Origin of the sequence: Actinoplanes sp. KI2, assembly GCF_025630775.1 — a bacterium.
In the GTDB taxonomy this organism is placed as follows: Bacteria; Actinomycetota; Actinomycetes; order Mycobacteriales; family Micromonosporaceae; genus Actinoplanes.
Window position 1 is genome coordinate 128067 of record NZ_JAOSZE010000006.1, and the last position, 15905, is coordinate 143971.

Sequence of the window (15905 nt, forward strand, 5' to 3'; positions counted from 1 at the left end):
GTGTGATGATGAGCCGTTTGCGGAAACTCAACCGCCGCCAGGCGACCGTGCTGGCCGCCGCGGCCGTGCTCGGCCTAGCGGTGGTCGGCAGCGCGCTCACCGGGCAGCTCGGGCTCGCGCTCGGCCTGCTCGGGATCTTCCTCGCCGGGACGGTCGCCGGCCTGCTGTTCGTCCTGCACCGGCTGGCTCAGCTGTTCGCGCTGCAGCGGACGCACCAGCGGGACGTCCGGAAGGTGCTCGACCACACCCAGCGCCGGCTGCTCGGCGCCGTCGAGGAGATGCTGCTGACCGCCGGCGACCGGCACCGGGAGATCACCGACAAGCTGGCCGCACAGCAGAGGGGCTCGGCCAACGGTGTCGACCGGCTGCTGCGCGCGCAGACCGCCGAGGTGGAGGCGCTCTTCCAGCTGTTCGACGGGTTCACGCCGCGGGCGCCGATGCCGTCCTCGGGCGGGTTCGCACTCAACCCGACCGACCTGCTCGACGTGCTGCACCTGGTGCAGACCCGCCGGCCGAAGCTGGTGCTGGAGCTGGGCAGCGGCACGTCGACGGTGTGGATCGCGTACGCCCTGCAGAGGTGCGGCGGCCGGCTGGTGTCGCTCGACCACGACCCCGGATACGCCGAGAAGACCCGGGCGATGCTGGCCGCGCACGGCCTCACCGAGGTGGCCGAGGTGCGGGACGCCCCGCTGCGACCGGTGCTGCTCGACGGCCGCAGCTTCCCGTGGTACGACACCGACGCGGTGACCGACCTGGACGGGGTGGACATGCTGCTGATCGACGGTCCGCCGGAGAAGACCGGGCCGGACGCCCGCTACCCGGCGATGCGGGTGCTCGAGGACAAGCTGGCCGACGCGGCCACGGTGGTCTTCGACGACGCGCACCGCAAGGACGAGCAGCAGGCGCTGCGCAAGTGGGTGGAGACGATCGGAGGCCTCACCGAAGAAGGTGAGGCCCCCGGGCGGCATGCCGTGCTGTCCTACCGGCGCGTGGTGCGCCAGATGGCGGCGCAATGACTCAGTAGCCGAACTCCTGGGTGAAGTACGGGGTGCCGCTCTTCGCGTACACCGTGCCGGCGCCGATCGTGGTGGCCTTGCAGTTGAGGATGTTGGCGCGGTGCTCGGGGCTCTTCATCCAGGCCGTCACCACGGCGGCGCCGGTGCGGTAGCCGTACGCGATGTTCTCGCCGGCCGGCTGCTTGTAGCCCGCCGCCTTCTGCCGGGCCACGAAGGTGGATCCGCCGCTGCCGGTGTGGCTGAACGCGCCGGTCTTGGCCATGTAGGCGCTGTGCACCCGGGCCGCCTTGGTCAGCCGCGCGTCGAGGTGCAGCGCCTTCTTGCAGCCGTTGGCGACGCGCTGCTTGTTGGTCAGGTAGACGATGTCGCCCTGCAGCTTGGTCTCGCTCACCACCGCAGCGTTCGCCGGCGTCGCAACCGCGACCAGGCCGAGCATGGTGGCGGGGATCATGGCGATCAGGGCCAGACGCTTGGCGATCTTGGTGCGCATCAGTCGAACTCCCTTGTTCGGTGTGGGCGGACGCGAAAGTTACCGCCGGGTTCACCGACATAGTTCGACTCCATCCGAGACCCGATGACCCGGTAGCGGTTGCCTTGCCGGGGCCTCTGGGTTGCCGGACGGTTGACGGCGCCCGAGGGGTGCGGGCCGGTTGCCGTCACGGTGCGTACCGGTTTCTCGTTGAGGTTTTGGGGCCCTTCCACGCCGACCTAGGGAGATCACCGCGTGCCCGTGACCGTCCATGACGTGGCGATCCTTTCCGACTTCCGCTACCCCGGGGGCACCTCGGCCAGCATCGCGGCGGAGGTGCAGGCGCAGGCCGAGGCCGCGCTCTCCACCGTCCTGGTGCACGTGCCGTCGCCGCACCAGCCCAAGACCCTGCCGTTCAGCCCGCGGATCAGCGAGCTGCTGCGGGACGGGATGGCCACGCTCGCCCGTCAAGATGGGCCTTCAGTCGATTCAAGGGCGGCGGCGGGGTGGTCGGACGGGGAGCCGATCGAGTGCAAGCTGCTGCTCATACGCCAGCCGCGGATCTTCACCGAGGACCTGGCCGTCCTCCCGCGCATCCGCGCCGAGCGGGTCGTCATGGTGATCAACCAACCGCCCGGCGACGCCGGCAACCCGTTCCGCTACTACGACTTCGCGGCGGTACGCGACCGGGTGCACCGCTACTTCGGCCCGCGGGTGGAGTGGGCGCCGATCAGCTCCCAGGTGCGCGACCAGGTGCGCCACGTCGAGCCCGACGCCCGGCTGGCCGGCGCCGACTGGCACGAGATCATCGACGTGGCGCACTGGTGGCGGGACCGGGACGGCTTCGTCGGCGACGTGCCGGTGATCGGCCGGCACGGGCGGGCCGACGCGGTGAAGTGGCCGCGCGACCCGGACGAGATCCTGCGCGCCTATCCGGCGACCGACGACTTCCGGGTACGCGTGCTGGGCGGCGGCGAGATCGCGGTGCGCCGCCTCGGTCACCGGCCGGACAACTGGGACGTGGTCCCGTTCGGTGCCGAGTCGCCCGAGGAGTTCCTGCGCACCATCGACTTCTTCGTCTACTTCCACGACCCCGACCTGGTCGAGGCGTTCGGCCGGACCATCCTCGAGGCGATGGCCAGCGGCGTCCCGGTCATCATCGGCGAGCACTTCCGGCCCACCTTCGCCGGCGCCGCGCTCTACGGCACGCCGGCCGACGTGCCCGGCCTGGTCCGCGAGCTGTACGCCGACCCGGCCCGCTACCGCGCGGTGGCCGGCCGGGCCCGTGAGTTCGCCGAGCACCGGTACGGCCACCAGTCCCACCTGACCCGGCTGGCCACCCTCGGCATCCGGCCGCGCATCTCGCCCTCGGCCGCCGACCGGCGGGTCCTGCCGGCGCCTGAAGTCTCCGCGCCGTCCGCCGGATCGGGCGCCCGTGGCGACACCGCCCGCCGGGTTCTCATGGTCAGCGACAACGGCGCGGGCATGGGCCACCTCACCCGGCTCATGGCTATCGCCCGGCGGCTGCCCGACGGCCACTCCGCGGTGATCGCCACCCAGTCGTACGCGGCCTCGGTCGCCCACGGCGAGGGCTTCCTCACCGAGTACATCCCGTCCCGCAAGGTGTTGCAGGCCGCGCATCCACGGTGGACCGCCCTGCTGCGCGACCGGCTGGCCCACCTCATCGACCTGCACGAGCCGGCCGTGGTCGCGGTCGACTGCCTGCCGCACGCCGGGATCGTCGAGGCGGTTCGCGACCACCCCTGGCTGATCTGGGTGTGGGTGCGCCGGGCCATGTGGCAGCGTGGCGTCGGCGTCGACTGGATCACCGAGGGCAAGGTCTTCGACCACGTGCTCGAGCCGGGCGAGTTCGCCGCCGTGGTCGACGAGGGCCCGACGGTCGCCGACCGGCCCCGGGCCGTGCAGGTCGAGCCGATCACGTTTCTCGACGAGAGCGAGCTGCTGACCCGGGAGGCGGCCCGGACCGAGCTCGACCTGGACGACCGGCCCGCCGCCCTGCTGCAACTGGGCGCCGGCAACATCAACGACATCTCCTCGCCGACCGCCCGGATCTGCCGGCACCTGACCGAGCGCGGCTTCCAGCTGGTGCTCGCCGAGTCGACGATCGCGACCACCCCGCTGCCCCGGATCGCCGGTGTCAAGGTGGTGAAGCTCTACCCGGTCAGCCGCTACCTGCGGGCGTTCGACCTCACGGTCAGCGCGGCCGGCTACAACTCGTTCCACGAGCAGATCGGCTTCGGCATCCCCACGGTGTTCCTGCCGAACGCCGCGACCCGGCTCGACGACCAGGTCGGCCGGGCCCGGTTCGCGGCGGCCACCGGGGTGGCACTCAGCGTCGAGGACCCGTCCACCGGGGAGCTCGAGGAGGTGCTCGACCAGGCCGCCCGGCCGGAGGTGCGGGCCGGGCTCGTGCACCGCTGCCGGGAGCTGACATTCGAGAACGGCGGCGGCGCGGCCGCCGCGTGGCTGAGCGGGCTGCGGTCCCGCCGACACGGAGGCTGACGTGAGCAACGTCAAGATGCCCGACCGGCCCGTGGCGCTGGACGCGCCCGAGCGGGCCCGCTGGGAACTGGCCGCGATGGCCGGCCGGATGCGCACGCTGGAAGCCCGGCTCGCCGAGGAACAGCAGAGCGCCGAGGCCGCGCGCAAGGAGCTCGACCGCGAGCGGCGCCGGTTGGAACGGCTGCGGCACAGCGAGTCCTATCGCCTGGGCTTCGGGCTGGTGTCGCTGGTCAAGGACCCGGTGCACACCGTGCCGCGGGTGAGCCGGGCGGTCCTGCGCCGGCTGCGTGGCCGGCGCCGGGGCCGATCCGACGCCGACCGCCAGGTGCCCTCGGCCGCGCAGCGACCGCCCACCCACCTGTACGTCGCGATCGGCCTGGACATCGCGGCGGTCCGCGAGTTCGTCCTGACCCTCCGGCAGCGCCTGCTGGTGAACCCGGACCACCGCCCGGTGGTGGTGACCGACTGCTCGTCGTTCGCGCTGCTCCGGGACCTCGGCGTGCTGATCGAGTACCTGCCGGACCGGGCCACCTGGGACCGGCACCGCCCGGACCGGCCCTGGGACGGCATGCTCACCAAGCGCCTGAACCGCCTGTACCGGGACCACGACACGGCCCGCACCATCATCGTGGACGCCGCCCAGCCGCCCACGCTGGCCGACCTACTTCGTTGACAGGCGTGCGCCCAGGACCCGGGTGAGGGCCAGGGCGTACGTCGTGGTCATGTGGTTGGAGTCGCGGTAGACCAGCAGGTTGCCGATCACGGCGGGGCAGACGTCGGTGCAGAACCACGCGGTGGGGTCGATCACGCCGGCGTACGACAGGAAGACCTCGCGCTGCTCCGGTCCGCGCACCGCGGAACGCAGGCTGCGGGTGCAGTTGCCGGCGTGGCCGGCGTTGGCCGGCGCGGCGAGGCATTCCGGCACCGATCCGCCCATGTACGGGGTGTCCGAGATCGCGACCACCCGGGAGCCGCCGGCGCGCAACTGGGCGAAGGTGCTGTCCCAGGCTGCCCGCCACTGCGCCCGCGGGTCGGCCGACGGGTGGGCGGGGCGGTAGTTGAAGCTCGACCCGACCACCACCAGCGCCGGGCGCAGCCGGGCGATCCGGGCCAGCGCCGAGCGGTGGTACGCGGTGCACTCGGTGTACTCCCGCTTCAGCGTGTCGTGCCAGAGCGGCAGGTCCGCGGCCGAGCAGGAGCTCTTGGTCATTTCGACGAGCCGCCAGCGCCGCTGGACGGCGAGCTGTTGCAGGGCCGGGAACCACTGCGCGGCGTGCGAGTCGCCGTACAGGACGACGGTCCGGGCGCCGGCCGGGTCGCCGTAGACGCAGCCCTCGGGCGGGGTGGTCGCCGGCACGTCGGCGTGGCAGCCGTCGGTCCACACCCGGGGGCGGTCGCGGGCGGCCCGAGCGAGCGGCGGGGCGAGGTTGCCGGGCAGCGGGCCCATGGTGCGGCTCGCCTCGATCGCGGCGGTCAGCTCCTGCTCCGGCCGCTCGGCGGTGGCCAGGGCGACGCGCAGGTCGGCAAGGCGGGCGCCGGTCGGCACCGCGTGCGGCAGCAGCACCAGGCCGACCGCGACCGCTGCCACCGTGCCGGAGAGCGCGGCGCCCAGGGCCAGGCCGCCGCGCGCCCGGCGCCAGCGATGGCGGCGCAGCGGGCTCTCCACCCAGCGATAGGAGGCCGCGGCCAGGCCGAGCGCCAGCAGCGCCTTCAGCCCGCCGTTGCCGATCGGCAGGATCAGCAGGACCGGCCAGTGCCAGAGGTACCAGCCGTAGGAGAGCCGGCCGACCGTCTGCATCGGACGGATCTCGAGCAGCCGGTTGCCGCCCGCGGCGATCACCGCGACCGCGCCGGCCACCGGCAGCAGCGCGCGCCATCCGGGGTACGCGGTGGCATCGTCGAACCACAGCGCCGCCGCCACGATCGCGGCGAGCCCGGCCCAGCCGTACGCCGGCACCGGTTTTTTGATCCTCTTGATGCCGAGCGCCAGCAGCGCGCCGGCGCCCAGCTCCCAGGCCCGGGTGTGCGGGCCGAAGTAGGCCCACGGCGCCGAGCGCGCGGTCTCGGTGACGCTCAGCACGAAGGACGCGACCACCAGCACGCCGAGCACCGCGGCGAGCGGGCGCCGACGCTGCCACAGGTACGCGGCGGCCAGGATCAGCAGCGGCCAGGCCAGGTAGAACTGCTCCTCGACGGCGAGCGACCAGAAGTGCTGGAACGGCGAGGGCGGCCGGTCGGCACTCAGGTAGTCGGTGCCGATCGCGGCGAAGCGCAGGTTCGCGACGTAGGTGGCGGCCGACAGGGCGTCCTTGCAGTATTCGGCGAGCCGCACCGCCGGGAGCAGGAAGCGGGCCGCGACCAGGGTGCTGACCAGCACCACGGCGGCGGCCGGCAGCAGGCGGACGGCCCGCCGGCAGTAGAAGCGGGCCACCGAGATCCGGCCGGTTCGCTCGGCCTCGCGCAGCAGCAGCGAGGTGATCAGGAAGCCGGAGATGACGAAGAACACGTCGACGCCGACGTAGCCGCCGGCCAGTCCGGCGACGCCCGCGTGGGCCGCCACCACGAGCAGCACGGCCACCGCCCGCAGGCCCTCGATGTCGGGCCGGAAGGTGCCCTCGCCGGGCCGGAACGGAACGGGCAGCGGGTCGCGCTGACTGGGCAGCCGACGAGCGGTCGAGTCCAGGGCGGCTACGTTGCGCACGCCCGACCAACGCTCGTTCGCAACTTTGGACTCGGTGCGGTCGTTCCTCTTTCGTGACCGCCGAGATCGTGGAAGTGCCACATCAAGCCGGATCGACGGCCGTCCGCGAGCCTGCTGCCCCGGCCGTGCACCGGCCGTGGCGGGCGCTGCTGCGGCGGTGCCTGCTGGCCCCGCTGGTGGTGCTCGCGCCGCTGGTCACGCTCACCTTCTCGGCCGACCACCGGTTCAACGTCTACAACAACGGCGGCCAGTACGCGACGCACCCCTGGCGGCTGTTCGAAACGGCCGTGGCCACGGTTCCGCCGTATCTCGCCCTCGGCAACTTCCGTCCGCTCGGCCGGATGCTGGAGTGGTCGCTCGACGTGGCCGCGTTCGCACTGACCGCGCTGTTCGGCGTGCCGGCCACGATCGGTCTGCGGGTCATCTCGTTCGTGGCCGCGATCCTGCTGACCCTGGCGGCCGTGGCGTTCGCCGAGGCGGTGGTCGCCCGGCGGCGCCGGCTGTTCGCCGGGTCGCCGTCGGTGACCGCCGCGCTGCTGCCGTTCGCGGTCGCGGCCGGGTTGGTGGCGGCGGGCTGGCTGAGCACCACCGTGCTGTTCGGCGGGCTCTACCTGACCACCAGCGCGCTCGTGCTCGGCGTCGCGGCCTGGGCCTGCCGGGCGCGCCGGGCCGGGGTGCTCGTCGTGCTGGTGGGGGCCGGGCTGGCCGCCTTCAACGAGCTTGCCTGCCTGGCGGTGCCGCTCGCGACCGTCGCGGTGCTGCTGCGCGGCCGGGTCGTGCTCGGGCTCGACTGGCGGCGGGTGCTGCGCGGGACGCCGGCCCGGTTCGCGGGCCTGCTCTGGGTCGGCTTCCTGCCGGTCTTCGTGCCGGTCCGCCTGATCATCCGGCAGCGGTGCGCGAGCGGCGGGTGCTACGTGGGCTCGGACATCGCGTACGGGGGAGCGGCCGCGGCCCTGCCCGGCCGGATGCTCTCCTGGCTGCCGCCGCTGATGTGGCCGCGGGCCGCCGGCGGCGAGTTCCCGCACCTGGCCGCCGCCGTCCCGGCGATGGCCCTGATCGCGCTGGCCGTGCTGGCCTGGCGGGCGCTGCGCGGGCTGCGGTCGCTGCCCACCCTCGACGGCCGGCAGTCGGCCGCGCTGGCCGGCGTGGCGGTCGCTCTGCTGGTGCTGGCCGGTGCGCTGGCCGCGCTCAGCGCCGACGCGCAGCGCCTGCCGGTCGGCGGCGGCTGGCGCGACAGCGGGCTCACCACGGTGGCCGGGAGCGTGCTCGTGCTTGCCCTGTGGCGGCGCTTCGTCGTGGTGTTGCTGGTTCTGCTGGTGGTCGCCGGAACCATCTCGGCGGCGGCCAACAAGGACTTCCGGGACGCCTCCGCCGGCGGACGGTTCCCGTACCTCTACGACCGGATCGCGCAGGAGGTGGCCGGCTTCGACCGGACGCCGGCCGGCGACGCCCGCCGCTGCGCCCTGCGCGCCGCCTTCAAGAAGGTGAACTTCTCTAATGTGGAGCGTTTCGACGTGAGTCTCGATCGGGCCACCCGGCTGCTGGACGGCCGCCGCTTCTGCAGCCGGGCGCCGCGATGAGCCCGCTGGTGTCGGTGGTCGCGCCGATCTACAACGAGGGCCCGGGCGTCGACCGCTTCGTGCACCGGCTCGGCCAGGTGCTCGGCGAGGCCGGGCTGCGGTACGAGCTGGTGCTGGTCGACGACGGCTCGGCGGACGACTCGTGGGTCCGGATCGTCCAGCACACGCTCGCCGACGACCGGGTCCGCGGCATCCAGCTGTCGCGCAACTTCGGCAAGGAGCCGGCCGTGCTGGCCGGGCTCGAGCACGCGGCCGGCGACGTGGTCGTGGTCATCGACTCCGACCTGCAGCACCCGCCGTCGGCCATCCCGGCCATGGTGCAGCGCTGGCGGGACGGCGCGCACGTGGTCGAGGCGGTCAAGCGCAACCGGACCGGGCAGGGCCTGATCGGCCGGCTCGGCGGCCGGCTGTTCAACCGGGCCTTCACCGGGCTCACCAAGGTGGATCTGGTCAACGCCACCGACTTCCGGCTGCTCAGCCGCCCGGCGCTGGACGCGTTGCTGCTGCTGCCCGAGCACTCGTCGTTCTTCCGGGGCACGTCGAGCTGGATCGGCTTCCGGCGGACCACCGTGGAGGTGGACATCGACCAGCGGGAGGGCGGGGCGTCCCGGTGGACGTTCGGCGCGCTGTTCCGGCTCGCGGTCAACGGCCTCACCTCGTTCACCTCGGCGCCGCTGCACCTGGTGACGCTGGTCGGGCTGGCCTTCGCCGGGTTCTCGGTGCTGCTCGGGGCGCAGACGCTGATCCGCTGGGTGCGTGGCGGCTCGCTGGCCGGCTTCCCCACCGTGATCCTGGTGCTGCTGGTGATGGGCACGTTCGTGCTGCTCGGGCTGGGCGTGATCGGCGAGTACCTGGCCCGCATCCACGAGGAGGTCCGGGGCCGGCCGCGCTACCTGGTGCAGGAGAAGTCGGCCCGGGCGGTGGCTGAGGTTCCCGAACAGCTGGTCGCGGACCGCAAGTGACCTTCGTGCGGGAGGCCGCGCTGTCCCGGATCGCTCGCCTGCTCCGCTACGCGGTCAGCGGCGGCGCCAGCGCCTGCACCCACTTCGGCGTCGGCCTGGCGCTGACCGAGGGCCTGCGCGTCCGCCCGGTCGCGGCCTCCACCGCCGGCTTCGTGGCGAGCATCGTCGTCTCTTACGTTCTGCAGCACGCCTGGGTGTTCCGCTCGGCCGCCGGTCACGCCGTGGCCGGGACCAGGTTCCTCGCCGTGACGGCGGCCGCCTTCGCGCTCAACACGATCGTGCTCGGGGCCGGCACCGAGGTGCTGCACGCGCCCTATCCGATCGTGCAGGCGGTCGCGCTGCTCGCCATCCCGGTCCTGAACTACTCGCTGAATTCCCGCTGGACCTTTCGTCCGGCGCCCGATCATCGCCCGCTCGAGACCGAACGTTAGCGGCCCTCCCCGCCGCGGTGAGCGGCGGCAGCGAGGGTGACCGGGTGCCTGGCTCGGCCCGCCCTCGTTGCAGCTCAGCCCGGATGGTGGCGGCACCGGGTCGGGACGGCAGCCAGGCCGCCTTGGTAGGCGGGGACCCGGCTCAGCCTCGTACGGGCAAATGAACTTGAACTGGAAGTTGACGGCCGGGCTAGAGACGATGCGCTTCGCGGGCCGTGGTGACGCCGCGGGTGTCGAAGAAGCGCTTCGCGATCCGGGCCAGGTGGTCGGCGTCGTACTCGCGGTGCTGCTGCACCAGGATCACCAGGTCGGCCGAGGCGACCGCGCCCTCCAGGTCTTCGGTGCGGGCCACCTCGACGTCGTCGACGGACCAGGACGTCACGTGCGGGTCGTGGTAGAGCACGGTCGCGCCGAGCTGGGCCAGCTGGCGGGCCAGCGGGGTGGCCGGCGACTCCCGCTGGTCGGCGATGTTCGCCTTGTAGGTGACGCCGAGCAGCAGCACCGTGGCGCCGTGCACGGCGTGGCCGTCGGCGTTCAGGAGGTTCTGCGCACGCCGGGCGACGTAGCTCGGCATGGTCGCGTTGATCTCCTGGGCCAGCTCCACGAAGCGGAACGGGTAGCCGAGCTTGCTGCGGACGTTGTGGGACAGGTAGTTGGGGTCGATCGGGATGCAGTGCCCGCCGACGCCGGGGCCGGGGTAGAAGGCCTGGAACCCGAACGGCTTGGTCGAGGCGGCGCGGATCACGTCCCACAGGTCGATGTTCAGCTCGTGGCAGAACCGCGCCATCTCGTTGACCAGCGCGATGTTGACGTGCCGGTAGGTGTTCTCCAGCAGCTTCGCGGTCTCCGCCTCACGGGTGCCCCGGGCGCGGACCACGGTGTCGATGAACCGGCCGTAGAAGGCGGCCGCATGGTCGGCGCAGCCGCTGGTGTAGCCGCCGACCACCTTCGGAGTGTTCTGCGCGCCGAACCGCTCGTTGCCCGGGTCGATGCGCTCGGGCGAGAAGGCCAGGTGGAAGTCGATGCCGGCGGTCATCCCGGAGAGCGTCTCCAGCAGCGGCCGGACCACCTCGTCGGTGGTGCCGGGGTAGGTGGTCGACTCCAGCACGACCAGCATGCCGGGGCGCAGGTTGCGGCCGATCGCCTCGGTGGCGCCGATCACCGCGCTCAGGTCCGGGCCGTCGCCCTCGGCGAGCGGGGTGGGCACGCAGATGACCGCGGTCTCGGCGGTCGCGATCTGCGCTTCGTCGGTCGTGGTGCGGAAGCCGCCGGCCACCATCGCGGCCACGTCGGCGTCGCTGAGGTCGTCGACGTGCGAACGGCCGGCGGCCAGCGAGCCGACCACCCCGGGGTTGACGTCGAAGCCCAGCACGCTCATGCCGACCCGGGTGGCTTGCTGTGCGAGCGGAAGCCCGACGTACCCGAGGCCCAGCACTACAACATCAAAACTCACGAAAAATCCTCTCGAAAGGTACAGGAGATGGCCGGCTTCGGGGCGGGCTGTGCGTCAGGCGCGCGTGGCGTCGGGGGTGGACGGCTGGGCCGGCAGCGGGATGTCCGGGTGCGCCGGGGCCGGGCGGGGCGTGCTCTGCCGCCCGACCACCGGCGTACCCGTCGCCGGTCTTGCCGAGCGCGGCGTGATCAGCTCGTACGGGGAGGGGAACGGCAGGAAGGCGGGCAGGAACTCGGCCAGCAGCACCGCCTGCTCCCGGGCCGCCTCGGCCGACGAGTCGGTGTCGTTCAGGCAGAACGCGTCCATGTGCCGGTCGTGCAGCACCCGCGCCAGCCGCATCGGCGTCGCCGGGTCGGCCAAATCGGTGTACATGTACTTGATATCGCCGGGCGCGGCCCGTCCGGTCAGGTACGCGTAGTACTGCTGCAGCGACGACAGCAGCGAGATGTCGTCGGGGTGCCGGAACTGATGGCTCGCCGTGGCGGTCACCTGCTCGGTGAAGCGCAGCTCGATCTCGGCCAGCACGCTGCGCCGCGACGGGTGCGGGGTGTGCTTCATCTTGCGGGTCAGCACCCGGCCGAAGGCCTGCTGGATGAGCCGCCGATTGTTCTTGCCGGCCGAGTTCGCCGGCGGGTCGGTGGGCTGCCGGGGCGCCGAGTCGACCAGCGCGCCGGAGGGGAAGAACCGGGTCAGCCCGCCCGGCGTGAAGAACATCTCCGGCGGCGCCGGCCGGGCCAGGAAGACGTCGTCGTTGAGGTAGAGGAAGTGCTCGGACAGCCCCGGGATCCGGTGCAGCCGCGACTCGATGGCCTGCGAGTTGAAGGTCGGCAGCCGGCCGGTGTCGCCGAAGATCTCCCGATGGCTCACCACGGTCAGGTCCGGCCGGGTGGTGTCCAGCCAGTCCGGCACCTGGTCGGCGGTGACCAGGAAGATGTGCCGCACCCAGGGCGCGAAGGCGTGCAGCGCGCGCAGCGAGTAGCGCAGCTCGTCCCGGGAGGCGAACCGGGAGTCGTTGGCGGACTGCTCGCTGACCTCGGCGACCCAGCCGTTCTCGCGCAGCGCGGCGGCCTTGCGCTCGCGCCAGACCGGATCGCCGCCGTCCACCCAGGTGTAGACCACGTCGATCGGGAATGCGACCCGATCGGGGCTGACCATCGTGAAGATCTCATAGGTGCGGTACGAGGCCGGGTCGACCGGGGAGCTGAACGAGCCGAAGACCGACTCGGGCGCGTCCACGATCGGCTCGCCGGCCGGCACCACGTCGGCGACCGGGTTGCTGCGCGGCCCGACGAGATTGCCGTCCACGGTCTTCCAGAACTCGATCTCGCAGCCGTACTCCGGCCCGAACACGAGGGTGCCGCCCGGATCGGTCACCGGGCGGCTCAGCCGCAGCACCTCGGCCCGCCGGCGGGCGCTTCGCCCCGACCGGCCGGCCGGCCGCACCACTTCCAGCAGGGCGTCGTCGTTGGCGCTGAGCGTTTCGAGCAGGCCGATCACCTGCGGGCGGTCCTCTTCCCGGACGGCGACGGCCGAGCCGGTGAGCGAGTCGACCGGCACCCGGAACCACTCCAGATCCGCGGCCTGCAGGGCGGTGACGATGCGGTCGAGGTTCTCCCGGCGTACGCCCGCCGGGGTTGCCCGGTCGGTCACCCGGGCCGTCACGCCGAGCCCACCACCCTTGAACGGGCCGAAGCGCGCCAGGCCGCCGGCCCGGCCCCGGCGCCCGGCCGCGTCGGCCAGCGGGACCAGCCGTCGTGCCGTGGCCAGCCGGCGCTCGGCCGGCAGATAGCGCAGCAGCTTGTGCTGCATCCCGGCCATCAGGCGGCGCCGCACCGGCCAGGGAGTGTGTCGCAGGATCCGCCGTAGGGGCACGCCGTCGTCCTTCCGTCGGGTCCGCCGGGGTCTGTGACCCTCAACGGCGCTCGGGACTCCAGGTTGCGGTGTCGAGTGACGCCTGATAACGCCGGTATACGTCTTTTGGCGTCTGTGACGTGGGTAAACGCGGGAGACCGACCCCTACGGGTGCGCTCAGGGTTACGGCGGATGGGCGTGGTTGCCGCATTGAGGCATGGTGGAGGTCGACGGTTTCGGACCCAGGGGGAGGACCCGATGGGCAAGGCTTTGGCGTTTCTGGTGGCTCTGATCGCCGGCGTGATCGTGGTCGGCTGGGTGGTCAGCTCGCTGATCGGGCCCGCCCTCTTCTACCTGATCGTGGGGGCGCTCGCGATCGCCGGCGGCTTCTACGTCTACGGCCGGGTCAAGAAGTCGATCGCCCCCGGCACCCGCACCCAGCGCCGCATCGAGGCCGCCCAGAAGACCTACCGCATGCGCAACCGGTGAGCGTTCGCCCGTGCGGCTAGGCTTGCGGCATCGTCTTCACTCTGACCAACGGGCCCTGCTGCCTAAGAAATCGAGCGCACCGTGTTTGACACTCTGAGTGACCGCCTGTCCGGGATCTTCACCAAGCTCCGGGGCAAGGGCCGGCTCACCGATGCCGACATCGACGCCACCGCACGAGAGATCCGCCTCGCGCTGCTCGAGGCGGACGTCGCCCTGCCCGTGGTCAAGGCCTTCGTCTTCAACGTGAAGGAGCGGGCCCGGGGCGCCGAGGTCTCCCAGGCGCTCAACCCTGCCCAGCAGATCATCAAGATCGTCCATGAAGAGCTGATCAACATTCTCGGCGGCGAGGGCCGGCGGCTCCGGTTCGCCAAGACGCCGCCGACCGTGATCATGCTGGCCGGTCTGCAGGGCTCCGGTAAGACGACGCTGGCCGGCAAGCTCTCCCGCTGGCTCAAGAACCAGAACCACCAGCCCCTGCTGGTCGCCGCCGACCTTCAGCGGCCGAACGCGGTCAACCAGCTGCAGGTGCTCGGCGGCCGGGCCGGCGTCGAGGTCTACGCTCCGCAGCCCGGCAACGGCGTGGGCGACCCGGTCCAGGTGGCCAAGGACTCGATCGAGTACGCCCGGCGCCACGCCAAGGACATCGTCATCGTCGACACCGCCGGCCGCCTCGGCATCGACGCCGAGATGATGCAGCAGGCCCGGGACATCCGCGCCGCCGTCGACCCGGACGAGGTCATCTTCGTCATCGATGCCATGGTCGGCCAGGACGCGGTGCAGACCGCCGAGGCGTTCCGCGACGGCGTCGGCATCACCGGCGTGGTTCTCTCCAAGCTCGACGGTGACGCCCGCGGCGGCGCGGCCCTCTCCGTCCGGCACGTGACCGGCGAGCCGATCCTGTTCGCCTCCACCGGTGAGAAGCTCGAGGACTTCGACCTTTTCCACCCCGACCGGATGGCCAGCCGGATCCTCGGCATGGGCGACGTGCTGACCCTCATCGAGCAGGCCGAGCAGGCCTTCGACGAGGAGCAGAAGGAGAAGATGACCTCCAAGCTGCTCGGTGGCGAGCAGTTCACCTTGGAGGACTTCCTCGACCAGCTGGTCGCCGTGCGCCGGATGGGCCCGATCGCCAACATCCTCGGCATGATGCCCGGCATGGGCCAGATGAAGGCCCAGCTCGACGAGCTCGACGACTCCCACTTCGACCGGGTCACCGCGATCATCCGCTCGATGACCCCGCAGGAGCGCACCAACCCGAAAATCATCAACGGCTCCCGCCGCGTCCGCATCGCGAACGGATCGGGCGTGACCGTGATGGACGTCAACCAGCTGCTCAACCGCTTCGCCGACGCGCAGAAGATGATGAAGCAGATGACCGGCATGATGGGCCTGCCCGGCGCCCGCCGGAAGGCCACGAAGAGCCCGAAGAACAAGCGCAAGGGCACCAAGGGTGGCGGCTCCACCCGTCCCCGCGCGGGCGGCGGCGGCCTGCCGGCCGGCTTCCCGGGTGGCATGCCCCAGCTGCCCCCGGGCTTCGACCCGAACGCGCTGGGCGGCGGGGGCGCGCCGGGCGGCTTCAAGCTCCCCAACCTCGACTTCAACAAGCTGACCAAGCCCAAGAAGGACGACGACGACAAGCGCTGACCCGATTGGTGATCTAGGCATGGGTACAGTAGTCTCGTGACACCCCTGAGGAGGTCCCGATGACCGCGGCCCTTAAGCTGCGGAGCCTGCTGGATGAAAAGCAGGACTGGACCGTCGACGACCTGGCGAGCCTTCCGAAGGATCTTCGTTATGAATTGATCGACGGAAGGCTCATCTTGCCGTGCCCCACCGGATTCCATCAGATCTTGGGCGTCGAGCTTGTCTTGGCGCTGCGGTCACATTGCCCACCAGGTTATGAGCCGGTGCCCGATATGTCGCTGAGCGTCGACCAGGGCAATGAGCCTCGGCCTGACGTGGTGGTCATTCCTGAGCGTGCGCTTCTTCGAAGCCCTGTGCCGATCGACAACGCCCTGCTCGCCGTGGAGATCATCTCGCCGAGCTCGCGCGCTCGGGATATGACGGCCAAGGTCAGGGACTATGCCGCCGCGGGAGTGCAAAGCTACTGGACTCTGAATCCAGCAGCAGCGGACGGTGTCGTGCTGACCGAGTTTCGGCTCGGCGAGCACGGGGCCTATGACGTGGTCACGAGCACCAGCAAGCTGTTCACCACCGAGGTTCCCTATTCGGTCATCGTCGATCTGCCCGCACTCACGCGTCGCCGTGACCGGCTTTCGCCGCCGATCAGTGGCCGGTAAGGCCCGCGGTGATGTGGCAGTCCTCGCCCGACGTGTTGATGACCGGCGGCTGGACCGTAGGCAGGTTGAGAAGTCTTCTCGACCACCCGCGGTTCGAGCTCATTGACGGCTGGCTGGCCGCTACGAGATG

Annotated in this window: 13 protein-coding genes; 9 read left to right on the plus strand and 4 right to left on the minus strand. The window is 71.8% G+C overall.

The window, feature by feature from the left end; genetic code table 11:
* The first annotated feature begins 5 nt into the window (after positions 1-5).
* Complete coding sequence (locus ODJ79_RS08175) at positions 6-1016, plus strand: O-methyltransferase (RefSeq protein WP_263022708.1); 1011 nt, start codon at positions 6-8, stop codon at positions 1014-1016.
* 1 nt (position 1017) lies between these two features.
* Here the strand turns inward: ODJ79_RS08175 and ODJ79_RS08180 are convergent, their stop codons facing one another.
* Positions 1018-1506 carry a CAP domain-containing protein gene (locus tag ODJ79_RS08180; RefSeq protein ID WP_263022709.1) on the minus strand — a complete coding sequence of 163 codons (489 nt, stop codon included), beginning with the start codon at positions 1504-1506 and terminating at the stop codon, positions 1018-1020.
* Positions 1507-1740: 234 nt separating this feature from the next.
* Between ODJ79_RS08180 and ODJ79_RS08185 the strand changes: the two genes are divergently transcribed.
* Positions 1741-4008 (plus strand): glycosyltransferase, encoded by a 2268-nt coding sequence (locus tag ODJ79_RS08185; RefSeq protein ID WP_263022710.1) that lies wholly within the window; start codon positions 1741-1743, stop codon positions 4006-4008.
* 1 nt (position 4009) lies between these two features.
* Positions 4010-4681, plus strand: coding sequence for a hypothetical protein (locus tag ODJ79_RS08190; RefSeq protein ID WP_263022711.1), 672 nt, complete (start codon positions 4010-4012; stop codon positions 4679-4681).
* Here ODJ79_RS08190 and ODJ79_RS08195 read toward each other — a convergent pair.
* Entirely contained in the window at positions 4670-6709 is a 2040-nt protein-coding gene (locus ODJ79_RS08195) for an acyltransferase family protein (protein WP_263022712.1), read from the minus strand. The genes ODJ79_RS08190 and ODJ79_RS08195 overlap by 12 nt on opposite strands.
* Before the next feature lie 74 nt (positions 6710-6783).
* Here ODJ79_RS08195 and ODJ79_RS08200 point away from each other — a divergent pair, with 74 nt between their 5' ends.
* The 3 genes from ODJ79_RS08200 to ODJ79_RS08210 are packed head-to-tail and all read left to right on the plus strand — an operon-like array spanning position 6784 to position 9682.
* Positions 6784-8289 carry a hypothetical protein gene (locus ODJ79_RS08200; protein WP_263022713.1) on the plus strand — a complete coding sequence of 502 codons (1506 nt, stop codon included), beginning with the start codon at positions 6784-6786 and terminating at the stop codon, positions 8287-8289.
* Entirely contained in the window at positions 8286-9251 is a 966-nt protein-coding gene (locus ODJ79_RS08205) for a glycosyltransferase family 2 protein (RefSeq protein WP_263022714.1), read from the plus strand. Before ODJ79_RS08200 ends, ODJ79_RS08205 begins: the two co-directional genes overlap by 4 nt.
* Positions 9248-9682 carry a GtrA family protein gene (locus ODJ79_RS08210; RefSeq protein WP_263022715.1) on the plus strand — a complete coding sequence of 145 codons (435 nt, stop codon included), beginning with the start codon at positions 9248-9250 and terminating at the stop codon, positions 9680-9682. Before ODJ79_RS08205 ends, ODJ79_RS08210 begins: the two co-directional genes overlap by 4 nt.
* 190 nt (positions 9683-9872) lie before the next feature.
* On the opposite strand, the gene ODJ79_RS08215 is transcribed toward ODJ79_RS08210, so the two are convergent.
* Complete coding sequence (locus ODJ79_RS08215) at positions 9873-11135, minus strand: nucleotide sugar dehydrogenase (protein ID WP_263022716.1); 1263 nt, start codon at positions 11133-11135, stop codon at positions 9873-9875.
* A gap of 54 nt (positions 11136-11189) precedes the next feature.
* Entirely contained in the window at positions 11190-13007 is a 1818-nt protein-coding gene (locus ODJ79_RS08220) for a stealth family protein (protein ID WP_263022717.1), read from the minus strand.
* 237 nt (positions 13008-13244) lie between these two features.
* Between ODJ79_RS08220 and ODJ79_RS08225 the strand changes: the two genes are divergently transcribed.
* The 3 genes from ODJ79_RS08225 to ODJ79_RS08235 all read left to right on the plus strand — a co-directional run bounded on the left by ODJ79_RS08225 (position 13245) and on the right by ODJ79_RS08235 (position 15775).
* Positions 13245-13475, plus strand: coding sequence for a hypothetical protein (locus tag ODJ79_RS08225; protein ID WP_263022718.1), 231 nt, complete (start codon positions 13245-13247; stop codon positions 13473-13475).
* 81 nt (positions 13476-13556) lie between these two features.
* Positions 13557-15119, plus strand: a complete 1563-nt coding sequence (gene ffh, locus ODJ79_RS08230) for a signal recognition particle protein (RefSeq protein ID WP_263022719.1) — start codon at positions 13557-13559, stop codon at positions 15117-15119.
* 59 nt (positions 15120-15178) lie between these two features.
* Positions 15179-15775 carry a Uma2 family endonuclease gene (locus ODJ79_RS08235; protein WP_263022720.1) on the plus strand — a complete coding sequence of 199 codons (597 nt, stop codon included), beginning with the start codon at positions 15179-15181 and terminating at the stop codon, positions 15773-15775.
* Positions 15776-15905: the final 130 nt, after the last annotated feature.